Raw genomic sequence first — 17,493 nt, 5'->3', positions numbered from 1 at the left:
TTACTCCTTACTCATTACTCATTACTCCTAACTCATTACTTCTTACTCATTACTCCCCCCTGCAGAAAACACGACCCGAAAACCACATATCCTTAACCCACCATCCGACTCATTCCAGCTACGACTGGCGCTGCGACAAAGTTCGGCACTGAAACTCCAAGAACCACCGCGCAACACCCGGCGATGTTCATCACCTCCTGTTTCCCAAACTTTGCCATCTAAGGGTGCGCCATGATAATTGTTGTGCCAAGGGTCATAGCACCATTCCCAAACTAAGCCGTGCATATCGTATAATCCAAAGGCGTTGGCTACATTAAAACTGCCTACATTTGTGGTTTCTTTACGATATTTATTTTTGCCTTCATTACTGTAACTCTCGTTGTCACTGCAGCAGACTAATTCAGTAGTAATTGTTTCCCCAAAGTGAAAGGATGTGGTGGTTCCAGCGCGACAAGCATATTCCCATTCGGCTTCACTAGGTAAACGATATTCACGTCCAGTTTTTTCTGACAACCGCAAACAAAATTCTACAGCTTCGTGCCAAGATACATTTTCGACTGGTCGATTTGGTCCTTTATATTTGGATGGGTTAGGATTTAAAGATTGTTTGATTTTTGGTAATGCTGCTACTGCTCTCCATTGTGCTTGAGTGATGGGATATTTACCCATAAAAAATGGTTCGACGGTGACTTGGTGTTGGGGACGTTCGTCAGCGTCGCCTTCAAAAGCTGGTGAACCCATCATAAAATTCCCGCCGCGAATTGATATCATTTCGAGGTTAATAGCCTTACTCAATTCTTCGGTAATAAACTTGGCGCTACGACAGTCACGGCTAACAACTCTTCCGCCTGTGTCTACTGTGACGACATCAAATTCAAAGATTTGTAAGGGTGGTAATGCTGGTTGAATTTTTTGTGGTGTAGGCGGTAATATCAGTTGGGTAATTGCCAAAATTTGTGCTTCAAAAGCCGATGTAGCTGTTGTCTTGAGATCGTCGATAACTGCTGCGGCTGTTTGATATCTATCACTGGGAAAATGCTGGAGCAATTTATCAAGAATGCTGCTTAAATCTTGGCTGATGGTGATACCATTTTCCTGTAATCGCTCTTGCCATAACCACTTGGCATTCATGGCATCATAAAGACGATCATCAATCAGTCCATAAGCATTTTGTACAGGCAAACATTGAGTTAAAAGTCGCACGCAAGTTACACCCAATGCATACAAATCACTGGCGTGACAAGGAAATCCTGCCATTTGTTCTGTGGGTGCATAACCAATAGTATAAATTACTGTGGCTTGTCTGGCTAAACTGGTTTGTGTTACCTGTTTAGCACCGCCAAAGTCAATTAATACTGGTTTACCATCAGTTTCACGACGGATGATATTTTCTGGTTTGATATCCCGATGGATAACGTTATGGGCGTGAACGAAGTCAAGAACTGGTAATAAATCAGTTAAAAGTTGCCAAATTTTGGCTTCGTTAAAGGGTTGTTTCTCTACTTCTTGTAAAAGAGTTTGTCCTTGAATAAATTCTTGTACAAGATACAAGCTGGAACCTTGTTCAAAGTAAGCTAGCAGTCTGGGAATTTGGGTATGATTTTCTCCCAGTTCATACAAGCGAAATGCTTCTTCTTTGAAGAATTCTGCAGCTTTGGCTCGTTGTCCGGTTCCTTGAACTTGAGGAAAAAATTGCTTGATGACGCAAGGCGCGTCTAGTCTGTCTGCGTCAACTGATGCGTAGGTTCTGCTAAATCCACCTTCACCTAATAGGCTCAATACGCGGTAACGATTTCTGAGAAGTTTGCCAAAGTCGCTTTGTCCGCAACTAATGCAAAATCTATTACCGTCAGGATTGAATGGATTTGAGCAATTGGGATTTTGGCATATTTGCATAATGAGGAGGAGGTAGCATCTTGTCCAAATTTAGCCCCAATAGTCGAATTTAAAAAGATATGTAAACAAATAAAGATTATCCTACTCCAATGAGGAAATACAGAGGAAGGAAATTTATTTATTTGTTGGTATCTGTTGAGAGGTTTTTAAGTATGAATCTAATATTATTCTAATATTATAATATATATGGGCGCACGGATTTCCATTATAAAAATAATAATATCTCCTAGATATCGGATTTGTCAATAGTGTTCTTGGAGTATTTAGCGAAACACTCAAGTACAATTTGGGGATTGGGGATTGGGCATTGGGGATTGGGCATTGGGCATTGGTGACTTTTCTCCATGCTCTATGCCTAATAGACCTGGACGTGACACTCCATCCCCTTGTGGGTGGAGTTTTTTATTGTATAAAGATGTGATTAAGTTCGCGTAAAATTACAGCATTATTTATTGTATTTTATCTTCAATAAATGTAATTTACACCTATCAACAAGTAGTTACTACAAAAGTTGACTACTTCCAAGCAAGAAGGCAAAAAGATGTATCGTTCTGGAATAGCTCTTGCCAGTGTTTTATCTGTAGTATTTGGCACTGCCCAATCTTCCTTCGCAGCCAGTATCGCAGTTTTTGGCGATAACTCGATTAGTTCTTTTATCAATACCCAACCAGGATTGAGTGCTACTGTCGTTTCTGATGCTCAGTTAGCAACGTCGGGATTTCTCAATAGTTTTGATGCGTTCGTCTACACACGAGATCAAGCTTCATTTGGCACTGGTCTTTCCGTAGACGCCGTGGCTAATGTTAAGTCATTTGTTACAGGAAACAAAGTACTTTTCTTAACAGACTTGGCAGATAAAATAGGACCAAACGCACCAGAGGGGGAAGATTTAAATGCAAATAAAGCTTTGCTAAATGCCGTGTCTTTTGCTACTACAAATGGCAAAGGATATATAGGTGAATACAATGGTGCTGGTATAGCCCTGACAGAGAACGTATCAGGGTATTTTGGGGGTCAGACATTAGGTCTAGTACCAGGAACATTTACACAGTTAGGCGGTTTTGTCACACAACCCTTCGACATTGTACAACCATCTCATCCCGTGGTGGCTGATCTACCCAACCCTTTTCCTTCTACTGGGGGTCAGGATTTTTTAGCGAAATCAGATATTCCTGATCAGTACGTTATTGCAGTAGGACCTGCTGGTGGATTTCTAAAATATCCGACAATAGCAGCGTCTGATGAATCACAACAATATCCTGCAATCCCACCGTCTCCTGTAGTCCCACCGTCTGATGTTCCCGAACCTTTAACTTTAGGTGGTACAGTGGTTGCTGCTGCTATGGGATTATGGTTCAAGCACAAAAAGCAAATTACTTCTGCTTCTGCTTAATTTTCCTTTTTTAAGGTTACCAAAAATATGGGATACAAGCCGCGTCCTTCTAGGGTGGCTTTAATAGACCATTTCCTAAAACTCCACCCACAAGGGGATGGAGTTTTTTATATTTTGAAATGTATTTGGCAATTACAGCTATTAGAGGCGAATAGATAAATTATCTCTCTGGAAACAACAATAGACCTGTAGGGGTACATTTCTCAAACCCCAGTTTGCTTTCTCATTTCAGTAGATTTAGCAAGCAAATACAGATATTGCTTTCTCAAACCCCAGTTTGCTTTCTCATTTCAGTAGATTTAGCAAGCAAATACAGATATTGCTTTCTCAAGACAAAACCCGCACTTCTCTGCGAACGCTCTGCGTGTCGTAGACAGACGCACTTGCGTTTGCGCCTTCCCTACGCGAACGTAGAGAATGCGTGAGATAAAAAAATGTGGTTCATTTACAGGAAGGTGCTGTAAATTAGGACTTACGCATTGACAAAAGACACAAAATATGGAATGCAAAAACCGGAGATGTCGTAGGGGTTTAGCATTGCTAAACCCCGAAAACGCGGGTCTGTTTACCATCAAAGTAATAATTAATCAAAGCCTGAAACAACGTATTTTGGTAAATGCATACCATGCCAAATTTGTACAGTGCGTAATTCCTGTAAATAAATAAAAAACCCCCACCCCATTGCAAAGAATAAGGGTGAGGGAAATACAAACAAATAAAGCTAAACTCGCGCCGGCAAAGAAACCCTTGTAGGGGTTTAGCAATGCTAAACCCCTACTGTAAATTACCTTCGCTGTAATTAACTTCTTCCCCCGCTAACAACTCGCGAATTACTCTAGTTAAAGCCTTTTGCACTAAGTGGTTAGTAATTTGCTGACCTAAACGCTGCACATCAGGATTTACTAATAATTGCACAACTTGGGTTGCAAGTTGTGCTGGGTCAAAGCCACGGGTTTCGCGGAGAATACCCGATATCCGCTTAATATGCTCTAAGGTTTGTTGTTGTTCATCGGTCGCTGCTGGAGTTTCGTTAATTGCTGTGATTCCTACTCTCTCTCGCAACAAATAGGTGAAGTTGTGCAAAACGTTTTTACCTAGGGCGTTGATTCCGTTGAGCAATTCATCTACTAATTTGTCGCGAATAAAAGCGCCCCGTTCTGATGCGAGAAAATCTACGCCTTGATTAACTACTAAAGTTAAGTCGTAATCTTCATTTCCTCGCGCATTTTTCAACAAGTTCTCTAAGCGATTCCAGCGGAATTTACCATCTTTAAAGAGTAAATTTCGCAGGGATATTTTTAATTGTGGTGCGGGGTCGGTTAACAAGCGTTTGGCGACGTAAGGATACGCTTCGCTAAGGACTTTGAAGTTAGGATCTATAAAGATAGCAATCCCTTCTAAGGTGACGAGGGAGCGAATAATTAAGGCGTAATATGGTGGTACGCGGAAGGGATATTCATACATCAAAGCTGATAGTTCATCGGTGATGCTTTTAATGTTTAAATCAGCTACACTGGCACCTTGAGCATCGGCGAAGACGTTCGCAAAGGCGGGAATAATTGGTGTTAAGTCGGTTTCTGGTGAGAGGAAGTCTAATTTAACGTAGTCGTTTGCCAAGCCTTCAAAGTCACGGTTGACGACGTGGACGATCGCCTCTATTAAACCATAGCGTTGCGGTGGCTTGATCTCGCTCATCATCCCAAAGTCAAGATAAGCTAGTTTACCTTCGGGGGTGGCTAATAAGTTACCGGGGTGGGGGTCTGCGTGGAAAAATCCATGTTCTAATAATTGTCGCAACGAACACTGCACACCCACTTCGATTAAATAGCGAGCATCAATCCCTTGGGCGTTAATTTCGGCTGTTTGGGTTAATTTTATGCCGTTAATCCACTCCATCGTCAAGACGCGACGATTGGTATATTCCCAGTAAATTTTGGGAACATATATGTCTTTCATATGACCGTAGAGTTGAAAGAAGCGCTCGGCATTTTCACCTTCATGGATATAATCCATCTCTTCAAAAATGCGATCGCCCAATTCATCTAGTATCCCAACTAAGTCACTCCGCACCCGTTTGACGTTTTTCTGCACCCAACCGGCAATGCCACGTAAGATGTATAAGTCAATGGTGATGCGTTCTCGTAAATCCGGGCGTTGGACTTTTATTGCGACTTCTTCCCCAGTTTTCAGCTTACCTTTATATACTTGCCCCAAGGAAGCAGCGGCGATGGGATTGGCTGAGATTGTCGCGTAAATCTCCTCTGGAGGTGCGCCTAATTCTTCTTCGATAAATTGGTAAGCTATTTCGTTAGGGAAGGGCGGTAGTTGGTCTTGGAGCTTGGTTAATTCTTCCAGATATACGGGAGGAACTAAATCGGGTCTGGTGGATAAAGCCTGTCCGATTTTGATGTAAGCTGGCCCCAGCTTGGTGAGTAATTCTCGTAGTTGCACAGCTCGACGGCGGTCATTTTTCACCACAATTCCCCGTTTGCTGTCTGACCACAACCCAAAAACAAAGGAAATAGTGGGTTGCAAAACTGCGAAGATGCGCCGCAACACTTCCAGGGGTCTGTTTTGGTAATCAGCCGTTATCTGTAGGGGATCATAACGCAAGTTTTCCGGTTCAGCTTGTGTCCTAGAAGCCCGTTGTTGTTGGGCTGCTATTAGTCTTGGGGATTTCACCACCAGGGCTGGTGTACCATGTAAAGGCACAATTTGGGCAACGTGTACTTCATCATCGCCATTTTTACCGCTGCGATTGTCATCCTCGAGCGATCGCGAACTAGGGGGAAGTGTCTTTACAATCATGAAGAATGCCACCGGTCGAATTGGTATGTTAAGTATTGTAACTATATGTTAAAGCTCAAGCATCCGCGAAATCAGTTATCAGTAGTAACTGTTTTTGGTAGACTAAAATGGGCTTGCTATTTTCATGGTAATAGGTAATGCCTTGTACCCCAAGTTCCTCATGGGGTAAGTTGGTATTGGTAATTCCCCTACTCCCCTACTCCCCCCTCATGGAGAATTTGGCTAGATGTTACTGTCCCTACTCCATGATTCATATCCGTTTAAAAGATGACAATATTTGGGTTGAGGAAGATGGGACAGAGGATGGAGTGGCGACAGATTCCATTCGCCGAGGCTTAAGTTGACACCTATGGGTCTTGCCGTGCCCCTAGCGCCACGATATAATCTTGTACCGCATCTGAATGGGAATATGGTCACAACAGCACCACTGGCAGAAACAAGAACAATGCTTAACAATATCAGTTGGCAGACGTTCAAAACCATGCTGGATGAGATGGGAGGCGAACGTAGCTCTCGACTTGCTTATGATAATCAAATAGTAGAAATCATGACCCCACTCATGGCGCATGAAAACTCTAACCGCCTAATTGAAAGCTTTATTCTCGTGCTTTGTGAGGAATTTGGCCAAGAAACCAAAAGCACAGGTTCACTGACTTTAACACGAGATGACTTAGAAAAAGGAGGGGAGCCTGATAGCAGTTTTTATATTCAAAATGAATATTTGGTTAGGGATAAAGAAAATATTGATTTACAAAAAGATCCACCACCAGACCTAGTGCTTGAGGTGGAATATTCCCGACCCAAAATAGATAAATTATCTCTTTATGCTGCAATGGGTATCCCTGAACTTTGGCGATACAACGGAACTGTTCTGCGAATTTATAGGCTTTCAAACAATCAATATTCAGAAGTTGAGCTTAGTCCTACTTTTGCGCCAGTCCAAGTCAAGGATATTCCCCAATTTATCCACGAAAGTCGAAAAATTGGGCAACTAGCAGCCAAAAATGCTTTTCGTGTTTGGGTAAGACAGCAAATTTCTGATTCACAAGGCGCTTGAAAGTGAATTATGTAGGGTGTCCTGAACTGGCACATTGATATAAAAACTGTCACATAGAATTAATTTGGCTCTAATGCTTATAAATCAAAGCTTACAAGCATTAAGCTTTAATTGCAGTATATAGCGTTTCCCGACAAGTGACGTACACCCGTAAGGGCACGGCAGTGCCGTGCCCCTACACCTTGCGATATAATGTTGTACCTGCGCGAAATCAGTTATCAGTAGTAACTGTTTTTGGTAGACTAAAATGGGCTTGCTATTTTCATGGTAATAGGTAATGCCTTGTACCCCAAGTTCTTCATGGGGTAAGTTGGTATTGGTAATTGCCCTACTCCCCTACTCCCCCCTCATGGAGAATTTGGCTAGATGTTACTCTCCCTGCGAATTGAAAACTTTGCCCTGGTTGACCAACTGGAACTGGAATTTGGCCTCGGTCTAAATGTCTTAACCGGTGAAACTGGTGCAGGAAAATCTATTATCCTGGATGCCATTGATGCGGCTTTGGGTGGGAAAGTCTCATCGCGTGTGATTCGCACGGGGACAAGTCGGGCGCTGGTAGAAGCGACTTTTACCTCTAACCCTGCTTTAGCGGCTTGGTTGAGTGAACAGGAAATTGATTTAATTGATGATAACTCCGTAGTTATCAGCCGCGAAATTACAGCTACTAGTAGTAATATCCGCAGTCGTTCGCGGGTGAATGGTGTGTTAGTTAATCGCCAGATTATGGGCGGACTGCGCGATCGCCTGGTGGAAATTACCGCCCAAGGTCAAACTGTCCAGGTGGGTCAATCAGCCCAAGTCCGCGAATGGTTGGATTTACACGGTGGTGAATCTCTATTACAGCAACGTCAGTCCATCGTTGCTATTTTTGCAGAGTACCAAAAGGCACGACAAGCCCTAGAAAAACGCCGCACCTCAGAACGGGAACGCCTACAACAATTGGACTTACTCACCTATCAAGTCCAGGAATTAAGCACCGCGAACCTTAATGACCCCAATGAATTAGAACAACTGCTGCAAGAACGGGAACGCCTCAATCATGTCGTGGATTTGCAGCAGATGAGTTATAAGATTTATCAAGCTTTATATCAAAACGATAACGAAGCCCCCGCAGTCGCCGATTTGTTGGGAGACAGTGAAGCGACATTAAACGACATGGTGGAATATGATAACCAACTGCAACCCATGTTGGACTTGGTGCGGGACGCCCAAACGGCGATAATGGAAGTAGGGCGGCAAATAAACGCCTATGGGGAAAGTCTAGAAGCCGATCCCCAACGGTTGGAGGAAGTAGAAGAACGCATTCGTGAATTAAAGCAAATTTGTCGCAAATATGGACCGACATTACTGGAAGCCCTCGCCTATTTTCAACGCATCCAAGGGGAATTAGCCCAACTCAATGACACAGAACAATCTATTGAAAGTTTAGAACAGCAAGAACAGGCATATTTTGCCAAGCTGACCCAAGCCTGTCACCAATTAACACAGTTAAGACGCACAGTAGCGACAGATTTAGAAGCGCGATTAATATCCGAACTCAAGCCCCTAGCAATGGAAAAAGTGCAATTTAAAATAGAAATAGCACCCATTGCACCCACCACCGCCGGTGCAGATAAAATTACCTTTATGTTTAGTCCTAACCCCGGTGAACCCATACAACCCTTAACCGAAATCGCTTCAGGTGGTGAAATGAGTCGCTTTTTACTAGCGCTGAAAGCTTGTTTTTCCCAAGCCGATACAGCCGGAACAATGGTATTTGATGAAATAGATGTGGGTGTTTCTGGGAGAGTAGCCCAGGCGATCGCCGAAAAATTATATCAACTGAGTTACAATCATCAAGTATTATGCGTTACCCATCAACCCTTAGTAGCCGCAATGGCAGATAGGCATTTTCGGGTAGATAAGCAAACTATTAATCAAAATCAAGGTGATAAAACTAACACACAACAGCGCACAGTTGTGCGAGTTACTACATTAGATAACTTGACCACCCGTCGCGAAGAACTCGCACAATTAGCCGGTGGTAAATCAGCAACCGATGCGATCGCTTTTGCAGAATCACTGCTTTTACAAGCTGCTAATCATCGGCGTAATTCCCCGTAATTTTTCTAGCAATGGTAGTCAAAAAGCAACTATTTTTCTGAATATTCCTGAATAATCCTAGGGTGCGGAATGTGAGATATAACACCTAAGTGTAGGAGCGCAAGGCCTTGCGCCCCAGACACGTGGTCTCTAATAAGTTAGAGTGCAGAACATGGGAACGAGAAATTATGCAGCCAAAAATTCAGCTAAAAGAGCCAATTTTGTCCAAGCTTCACCACTTTGCAAAATGTCTTTAGCAAGTATTACAGCTTGCGAAAAAGTATTTACATAATCGCCACTATCTGTTACTCTTTCACCTACATACAATGCTAAAGCAGCATTTAAAGCCACGACATCTTGCTGTGGTGGCGTCCCTTTACCTTGCAAAACTGCTTTGAGAATTTCGGCATTTTCTTCCACATCTCCACCTACTAATGTAGTAATCGGGGCGGGGTTTAAACCTAATTCTTGGGGATCTATTTCTAGTAAGTGTATTTGTTGATTTGAAAGGATAGCCACATCAGTTTTATCACCCAATCCAGCTTCATCTAACCTTTCGCGTCCGTGGAGGGTAATGGCGCGGTGAGTTCCTCGTTCCTTGAGAACTTGGGCGAAAGTCTCTATTAAGGCTGGGTTATTAATCCCAATGACTTGTCCTGTGGGTTTGAGTGGGTTGAGTAACGGACCGAGGAGATTAAAAACTGTGCGGACTTTGAGGGTTTTTCGCAATGGGGCGATCGCCTTGAGTGCGGGGTGCCAATCTGGCGCAAATAAAAAGGTAATCCCCACCGTCTCTAAGGCCGCTTGAGCTTTTTCGGTGCTGGCTTTGAGGTTGACGCCTAAAGCTTCTAACACATCCGCTGAACCAGTTTTACCAGAGGCGGAACGATTACCATGTTTTGCTACTTTTACCCCAGAAGCTGCAGTCACAAAAGCCACCGCCGTGGAAATATTAAAGGTAGATGCACCATCGCCACCTGTTCCGCATGTATCGACTAATGGTAAATTGCCAATCACTGGTGCTGCTAAGGTCGGTTTAACAGACTGGGAGTATAATACCTCGACCATACCCACTAGTTCGGCTGCTGACACTCCCTTGGCTTGAATTGCGGCTAAGATTGCACCTGACAATACATCAGGGATTGCTGTAGCCAGCCAGCCTTGCATTAAATCTGAGGCTTGGGAAACAGAAAGTGATTGACCGTCCAGCAATTGCTGTAGAATTGCAGACCAATAGGAGGACTCCTGAGCTAACGGAGTTTGTGAATTACTAATCTGGACCATAATTGTTCAGCTTCACAAGTAGCACTGTGAAATAGCTTATCAATTTATCAGCGATCAACCGAACATGATATCACGGTCATTTTGCCAAAGCCTTTGGCATAATGCTAAGGGACTTCCATGAATTAAATTATCCACAGTAAGATGCCTCAGTACCAATAATTTCGGGTTATGTCTTGAGTTTCTCGCTACTGACGCACCCTACGATGGTATGTTTTTTTTATTTCTCAGTCCCTAAAGCACCTTGTTTGGGGTCTTGCAGCAATTTCTGTCAATCTCGCTAAATACCTAGTCAAAAAGTAGTAATCTGAAATAAGCGCTTAACTTGATATTGCTAATTATTTAGACATATCAAGACAAGATGACTGACAACGTTTTTTCGGCTGGGCATTGTGCATCAGCAAATAAATATTCATTAAATAGGCTTTTGTGGTATCAGCCAGCCTAGGATTTGGACTCTAATCACATTGAGAAATTATATGCCTAAAAAAACCTCATCTCGCTCCCAAAGTACTACAACAACAGTCCTGGCTCTCTCATCAGGGCATATCCGTCTAGAAGTACTTGACAAAGAACACCAACGACTGCTCAAAAAGATCAATAAAAAAAAGACTGAACTCAATAACTTTGTCGAGCAAATGCGTTCTTTAGGTGCGGACATATTTAATCGCTGTACCCCCAGTTTCCATAAATTGGTAGATATTGACCAAGAAATTCATGCTCTGTTTGCAGAAATTTTTGCCACCAGAAAGTTAGGCAAAAAAAGTAAGAAAGATATTGAAGGTGTTTATAGGAGTATGCAGTTAATGGGAATCATCAGCCCAAAACGCGATCATCAAGATATTGATACAGACTCAGAAGCAGAAGTATTGGAAACAAATGAGGAAGAGAATGATGACTCCTCCTCGCAAAGGCAAAACTACTATCGAGATCAAGAGGCACCACAAGACCTAGAAATTCCCTCAAGGAATAAAACTGATGCATCGAGAAAAATTCGCGAGATATTTTTGAGTTTAGCTGAAGTTTTCCACCCTGATAAAGCTAAAAATGGCGAAACGCAAATGCGCCATACAGAAATTATGAAAGAAATCAATAAGGCTTATCAAGATGGTGATTTGGCTCGACTATTAGAAATTGAACAGCAACATCAATTAGGGGAAATTATTGATAAGAATAACGAAGATGATTTAACTAGGAAATGTACTCGCTTAGAGCAACATAATGAATTACTCAAAAATCAATTTAATCAATTAAAACGGGAACTATCGGAAGTAAAACATACCCCAGAAGGAACAATGGTTTCCGATTGTCGAAAAGCCGTGAAAGTCGGGATAGATCCCGTTGCCCAAATGTTGAATCAACTAGAATCGGAAATTGAAAAAATTGCTGCTATTCGCGATTTTGTCAAGGATTTTCGAGAAGAAAAAACCAGCATCAAGGAATTTCTCGGTGGTCCACAAATTCTGCGACAGATGCAGGAAGACGATATGGAAGACTTACTTGATGAGATGTTTGCCGATTTCGATGAAATTATGGCATTTTAAATAAAAACAATGCATTCGTAAAAATTGAGATTCCTGATTTTTTTACAGCGATTTTCACCCAATAACCACAGATCTTCGTAGGGGCACAAGGCCTTGCGCCCCAAAAGCGTGGTCTATTTACCTGAAAATGGCTGTAATATCATGTCCGGTTATATGACCGTAATAAAATATTCTGTAGAGACGTTACATGTAACGTCTCTACATTGCGGGTATTATGGGTAAGCTCCCGGACATGATATGAAATCTAATTTCTGCACATCAGCCAAAATAAAAAATGGTACAGGGAAAAATTTTACTAAAACCTGGCACGTTATGGAATAGTGTCAAGGAACGCACAGAGTATGCTTTGGGATGCGGTGCGCTCCAGTCAATACCCACAGAGTTTGAGTTTGTTGAGCAAGGTGGGGTTAATTTTTTAGTGCGGATTTTGTCGAACCTAAACCGTAAAAAAGTAGCCAAACAAAAGCAAGAGAAACAAATAGCCACAACTGGTAAAGAGTTTAATCCATTTTTACCTTATGAAGAAGATTTATTTGTGGCAGATATTTCTGATAGCCATGTGTGTATATTAAACAAATTTAACGTTGTTGACCATCACCTGCTGATTATTACCCGTGCTTTTGAGGAACAGGATAGCTTACTCACCTTAGAAGATTTTGCGGCCATGTGGGCGAGTCTTGCTGATTTCGATGGTTTAGCATTCTACAATGGCGGTAAAATTGCAGGTGCAAGTCAACGACACAAACACCTGCAACTTGTACCCTTACCACTTACACCATCAGGCTTACAGATACCTATTGCACCGCTGCTACCAACTGCGACAGTTCCCAATTCAATTGCAACTATACCCCAACTGCCTTTTTTAAACGCTTTCGCCACCCTCGATCCTAGTTGGGCAAATTCCCCATTCACCGCTGCTGCAGCCACTCTGGAGATATATCACAGCTTACTACGAAAGGTGGGTTTAGAGTCTGTTCCTTATAATCTTCTAGCTACGCGACAATGGATGTTAATTGTACCGCGATCGCAGGAAGAATTTGAGTCAATTTCGGTCAACTCATTAGGATTCGCGGGTGCGCTGTTGGTACGAAATCAACAACAAATGCATTTTGTCAAAGACCTCGGACCGATGACCATCCTCAAGAGTGTCGCCATACCAAACCCGTAAAAAAAGTGCTGAATGCTGAGTTATTTTGTAGGGTGCGTTCACCTTTCCGAAATAACCTATTGCGGTTTTCTACTTAAGAATGGTATAATCAACATATAACATAAACAACAAAGGGGGTGATTAAGTTGCTAGTTCTAGAGTACAAAGTTAAAGCTAAAAAACTTCAATATTTAGCCATTGAATCAGCTATTAAAACTACTCAATTCATTAGAAACAAATGTTTGAGATATTGGATTGACGCGCCAAGAGAAGCAAAAATTGATAGATTCGCACTCAACAAGTATTCAACGGAACTACGCAACGAATTTAAGTTTGTAGCTAACCTAAACTCGATGGCGGTACAATCCTCAGCCGAAAGAGCATGGTTAGCAATATCAAGGTTTTACGATAATTGTAAAAAGAAAGTATCAGGTAAAAAGGGATATCCCAGATTCCAGCGTGATAATCGCTCGGTTGAGTACAAGACATCAGGCTGGAAGCTAAATCCAATCAAGCGCCGTATTACCATTACTGATAAAAAAGGTATTGGTGAGTTGAAATTGTTGGGCAAATGGGATATTCAAACCTACCCTGTAAAATCAATTAAACGTGTTAGATTGGTGCGTCGTGCTGATGGCTATTACTGTCAGTTTTGTATTGATGTTGAAGCTTCAGATATTCAACCACTGACAGGTAATGAAATCGGTTTAGATGTTGGGCTAGAGAGTTTTTACACTGATTCTAACGGACATCAAGAATCTAATCCCAAGTTTTTGATCAAGGCTGAAAAGTCAATTAAACATGCTCAAAGACGTATTTACAAAAAGAAAAAAGGTTCTTCAGGACGTAGAAAATCTAGAGCTATATTTGCCTCTAAGCACTTGAGAATAAGTAGGCAACGGAATGAACACGCTAAGAGAATAGCGCGTAACGTGTGCAAGTCTAACGACTTAGTAGCCTATGAAAACCTGCAAGTGCGTAACTTACTCAGAAACCATTGTTTAGCTAAGTCAATTGCTGACGCTAGCTGGTATTTGTTTACGCAGTGGATTGAGTATTTTGCTGGTAAATTTGGTAAGTTAGCGTTCAGCGTGCAACCACATTACACATCACAAAAGTGTTCAAATTGTGGCGTGATTGTGAAAAAATCTCTATCAACTCGCACCCATGTTTGTAGTTGTGGATGCAAGTTGCATAGGGATGAAAATGCAGCGATTAACATTTTAAATCTTGTCTCCGACACGCTCCGCGATGCTACACTTGCTAGGGATGGGCAATCCCGAAGTAACGCTGTAGGAGTCGGAATCACTACGCTAGTTGGCGCAAGCCAGCAAGAGCAAATTCTGACGTAGATTACAGAATCCCCGCTCCTTCAGGACGGGGAGTGTCAATCCTCAAGACCATTTTTTGTGTTAGCTTGTCCAGCATTACTGGAGGAGTTTAATATGCAACCTCTTGACTTAAAATGGATACGTGCCCAGTTTCCGGCACTTACACAACAAATCAATGGACAACCTGCGATTTTCTGTGATGGTCCTGGTGGTACTCAGGTACCCGGAGCAGTGTTAGACGCGATGAGTGATTATCTGGTGAAGTCAAACGCCAATGCCCACGGCACTTTTGCTACTAGTATACGTACAGATGCCCTGATTAATGCTGCTAGGGCTGCTAGTGCTGATTTCCTAGGATGTGCCAATGATGAGGTGGTATTTGGTGCGAATATGACCACCCTCACCTTTAGTTTGAGTCGCGCTATTGGTCGAGAACTGCAACCAGGTGATGAAATCATTGTTACCCGGCTTGATCATTATGCTAATATTTCCCCCTGGTATGCTTTGGAAGAAAGCGGTGTTAAAATCCGGGTGGTTGATATTAATGTGGAAGACTGCACCCTCAACCTGTGCGAACTGGAACAGCACCTCAATTCCCAGACACGCTTGGTAGCAATTGGCTATGCATCCAACGCCGTGGGGACAATTAACGATGTCGCCGAGGTGGTGCGCCTCGCCCATGCTGTTGGTGCTTTGGTGTTTGTTGATGCAGTCCACTACACCCCTCACGGACCGATTGATGTCCAGACCCTAGACTGTGATTTTCTGGCCTGTTCGGTTTACAAGTTTTTTGGTCCCCATATTGGTATTCTCTATGGTAAACGGGAGCATCTAGCCCGGTTTCAACCTTATAAACTACAACCAGCCCCAGAGGAAGGCCCATCGCGCTGGGAAACAGGGACTTTGAATCACGAAGCTTTAGCCGGATTAGTCGCAGCAATTAATTATTTGGCAAAACTAGGTTGCCGTGTTTCACCTACAATTAGTAATGAAGTGCTGGCAGCTTTTTTAGAGACACATACAGAAAAATGGGAAACCTTCCACTGTCCCCGCATTCCGACGACACCGGATGAACCTACACATTTAACATCCAGTTCCTATCCTAATCGGCGTGCTGCTTTGCTTGTAGCGATGTCAGCAATTCAGCAATATGAACAAGAACTCAGCCAACATTTAATTTCTGGACTTTTGGCGATTCCTGGCTTAACCTTATATGGGATCACAGATACTCAACGCTTGGCTTGGCGGACACCAACCTTTGGATTGCGACTCCCAGGACAAACCCCTCAAAGTTTAGCACAAACATTAGGCGATCGCGGTATTTTTTCCTGGCATGGCAATTTCTATGCGAACGGTGTAACTGAGAAATTAGGCTTAGAAGCGAGTGGCGGTTTGCTGCGGATTGGACTAGTACACTACAACACCGTTGAAGAGATTGATCGAGTTTTACATGCTTTGAAGGAAATAACAGCCGCGATCGCCGTCTCATAACCAAAGCACCCTGCCCATAACTCAGTTTGGGTAGGGAATGCACTTATATAGTGTGTATCAATATATCAACCCAGACAATGACAATAAGTCCAGCCTTGAGAAAAAAACTCCACCCATCAAGGGATGGAGTTTTGTCAGTGGCCAGTGGTCAGTGGCAAAGAATTAGACCAGATTTAAAAACAACTGACAACTGACACGGGCAGCGCCATAAATAAACGAGGATTGCTCACATTTTTGTTGACAAATATGAATGATGCTCATCATATTTAACTCACATAAGCAATCAACTTAATGGAGTACCTGAAAATGAGCCAAGATTTACTGACCCTACCCCATCCCAATCCTGTAACTGCCCTAGAAGAATACGGCCGCGATCGCTTGGGATTTATGCAACGCTGTACCCAAGACTATGAGGTTCTTGCGTACTTAGCGTGCTAAATTAATATTATAATGCCAAGAAAGTAAAGCTCTAATTTCAAAATTGCGAAAATTTCTCAAACCAAATCCACTTCTTTTTATCAATTTTAATTTATTATTCATTCCTTCTATTACTCCATTAGTAGTTTTTCTTTCAAAATATCCTATTATCTCTCCAAACCATCGTTTAATTGTCTTAACACTTTTTTGGTAATAAGGTTCAGCTTTCTCTAACCAATCTAGTAGACCTGAAATTCCTTCTCCTAAATCTTCACTGTTATCAAAAATATCATGGAATTCCTCTTTCAATGAATGCATTATTCTTAATAAAGGTGACGCTTACCTGATTTTATCTAATTTATTTTTTTGTTTATCCGTAAGTTTATCTTCAGCTTTTAAGAGCGTAAATTTGTTACCTTTCAAACTATCAAATACTTTTGACAAATGACAAATGACAAATGACAACTGACACAGAATAATTGCAAAATAAATACAGTTCGTCATTGTGAATACTGAGAAATGCCCACTACACTTACTGACGCCCAAAATTTACTGTCTGACCTGATTGTGCGTTACTCATCCCACGTAGATTATCTGATGATTCGCCTCGAAGAGTCTGAAGGGACTGATATAATGTTGCGTGGTGATAAGGTAGAAAGCCTCAGCGAAGGCATCTCGATAGGTGGACATATTCGCGCTTGTTATAAAGGTGGGTGGGGGTTGAGCAGCTTTAACCTAATTGCGTAATTCCCCTTCCTCAGCCGTTCGCGCAGCGTGTCGTAGACAAGGCAGGGAGGGGATGTAAGCAAGTCAAAAACGAAACGTCTTCTTTTTTCACAAACTCTACGGCTCTTCCGTACTTAGCGTGCTAAATTTATTAAATAATCAGCTTGAAACCCTTACTGAGATACGGTAATAGCCATTATTTCCTGTATTTTTGGTCATATTGCTGAAAATTAAATTATGAACGCCTGTAAGTCTTACTTTTAAAGCAAATTTATAGACTTTAACTAATAATTAAGCACGCTAAGTACGCAAGAACCAGT

Annotated in this window: 14 protein-coding genes and 1 pseudogene; 10 read left to right on the top strand and 5 right to left on the bottom strand. The window is 42.2% G+C overall.

Annotated features, from left to right (window positions below):
* Nucleotides 1–42: 42 nt before the first annotated feature.
* Nucleotides 43–1,896, bottom strand: coding sequence for a bifunctional serine/threonine-protein kinase/formylglycine-generating enzyme family protein (locus HEQ19_20900; protein WYM01589.1), 1,854 nt, complete (start codon nt 1,894–1,896; stop codon nt 43–45).
* 511 nt (nt 1,897–2,407) lie between these two features.
* Here HEQ19_20900 and HEQ19_20895 point away from each other — a divergent pair.
* Nucleotides 2,408–3,289, top strand: a complete 882-nt coding sequence (locus HEQ19_20895) for a PEP-CTERM sorting domain-containing protein (protein ID WYM01588.2) — start codon at nt 2,408–2,410, stop codon at nt 3,287–3,289.
* Nucleotides 3,290–4,063: 774 nt separating this feature from the next.
* Here HEQ19_20895 and HEQ19_20890 read toward each other — a convergent pair.
* The gene (locus tag HEQ19_20890; GenBank protein WYM01587.1) at nt 4,064–6,097 is read right to left on the bottom strand and encodes an AarF/ABC1/UbiB kinase family protein; all 2,034 of its coding nucleotides are present in this window, start codon (nt 6,095–6,097) and stop codon (nt 4,064–4,066) included.
* 137 nt (nt 6,098–6,234) lie between these two features.
* On the opposite strand from HEQ19_20890, the gene HEQ19_20885 reads away from it, so the two are divergent.
* The 3 genes from HEQ19_20885 (at nt 6,235) to recN (ending at nt 9,257) form a co-directional block, all read left to right on the top strand.
* Nucleotides 6,235–6,441: an element excision factor XisI family protein gene (locus HEQ19_20885; protein WYM01586.1), complete on the top strand. Its 207-nt coding sequence runs from the start codon at nt 6,235–6,237 to the stop codon at nt 6,439–6,441.
* Between the two features lie 65 nt (nt 6,442–6,506).
* Nucleotides 6,507–7,154, top strand: coding sequence for a Uma2 family endonuclease (locus tag HEQ19_20880; GenBank protein ID WYM01585.1), 648 nt, complete (start codon nt 6,507–6,509; stop codon nt 7,152–7,154).
* 366 nt (nt 7,155–7,520) lie between these two features.
* The gene (gene recN / locus HEQ19_20875) at nt 7,521–9,257 is read left to right on the top strand and encodes a DNA repair protein RecN (protein ID WYM01584.1); all 1,737 of its coding nucleotides are present in this window, start codon (nt 7,521–7,523) and stop codon (nt 9,255–9,257) included.
* A 165-nt stretch (nt 9,258–9,422) separates the two neighbouring features.
* Here recN and trpD read toward each other — a convergent pair whose 3' ends face one another.
* Nucleotides 9,423–10,520 carry an anthranilate phosphoribosyltransferase gene (gene trpD, locus HEQ19_20870; protein WYM01583.1) on the bottom strand — a complete coding sequence of 366 codons (1,098 nt, stop codon included), beginning with the start codon at nt 10,518–10,520 and terminating at the stop codon, nt 9,423–9,425.
* A gap of 476 nt (nt 10,521–10,996) precedes the next feature.
* Here trpD and HEQ19_20865 point away from each other — a divergent pair, with 476 nt between their 5' ends.
* The 5 genes from HEQ19_20865 to HEQ19_31220 all read left to right on the top strand — a co-directional run bounded on the left by HEQ19_20865 (nt 10,997) and on the right by HEQ19_31220 (nt 16,468).
* Entirely contained in the window at nt 10,997–12,061 is a 1,065-nt protein-coding gene (locus HEQ19_20865; GenBank protein WYM01582.1) for a J domain-containing protein, read from the top strand.
* 274 nt (nt 12,062–12,335) lie between these two features.
* A complete protein-coding gene (locus HEQ19_20860) occupies nt 12,336–13,229 on the top strand; it encodes a phosphorylase (protein ID WYM01581.1) in 894 nt (297 codons plus the stop codon).
* Nucleotides 13,230–13,354: 125 nt separating this feature from the next.
* Entirely contained in the window at nt 13,355–14,560 is a 1,206-nt protein-coding gene (locus HEQ19_20855; GenBank protein WYM01580.1) for a transposase, read from the top strand.
* A gap of 93 nt (nt 14,561–14,653) precedes the next feature.
* Nucleotides 14,654–16,030: a cysteine desulfurase-like protein gene (locus tag HEQ19_20850; GenBank protein ID WYM01579.1), complete on the top strand. Its 1,377-nt coding sequence runs from the start codon at nt 14,654–14,656 to the stop codon at nt 16,028–16,030.
* A 306-nt stretch (nt 16,031–16,336) separates the two neighbouring features.
* On the top strand, nt 16,337–16,468 hold the full coding sequence (locus HEQ19_31220; GenBank protein ID WZI66973.1) for a hypothetical protein: 132 nt from the start codon (nt 16,337–16,339) through the stop codon (nt 16,466–16,468).
* Here HEQ19_31220 and HEQ19_20845 read toward each other — a convergent pair.
* Both HEQ19_20845 and HEQ19_20840 read right to left on the bottom strand, forming a co-directional pair.
* Complete coding sequence (locus HEQ19_20845) at nt 16,457–16,765, bottom strand: transposase (GenBank protein WYM01578.2); 309 nt, start codon at nt 16,763–16,765, stop codon at nt 16,457–16,459. The genes HEQ19_31220 and HEQ19_20845 overlap by 12 nt on opposite strands.
* 21 nt (nt 16,766–16,786) lie before the next feature.
* Nucleotides 16,787–16,951, bottom strand: a complete 165-nt coding sequence (locus HEQ19_20840; GenBank protein WYM01577.1) for a hypothetical protein — start codon at nt 16,949–16,951, stop codon at nt 16,787–16,789.
* A gap of 15 nt (nt 16,952–16,966) precedes the next feature.
* Here HEQ19_20840 and HEQ19_20835 point away from each other — a divergent pair.
* Nucleotides 16,967–17,191 (top strand): annotated as a pseudogene (locus tag HEQ19_20835) (DNA gyrase modulator).
* The last annotated feature ends 302 nt before the right edge of the window (nt 17,192–17,493 follow it).

The sequence above is a fragment of the Gloeotrichia echinulata CP02 genome, from assembly GCA_038087035.1.
GTDB classification, from domain to species: domain Bacteria; phylum Cyanobacteriota; class Cyanobacteriia; order Cyanobacteriales; family Nostocaceae; genus Gloeotrichia; species Gloeotrichia echinulata.
This window is presented reverse-complemented; position numbering and strand designations above follow the sequence as displayed.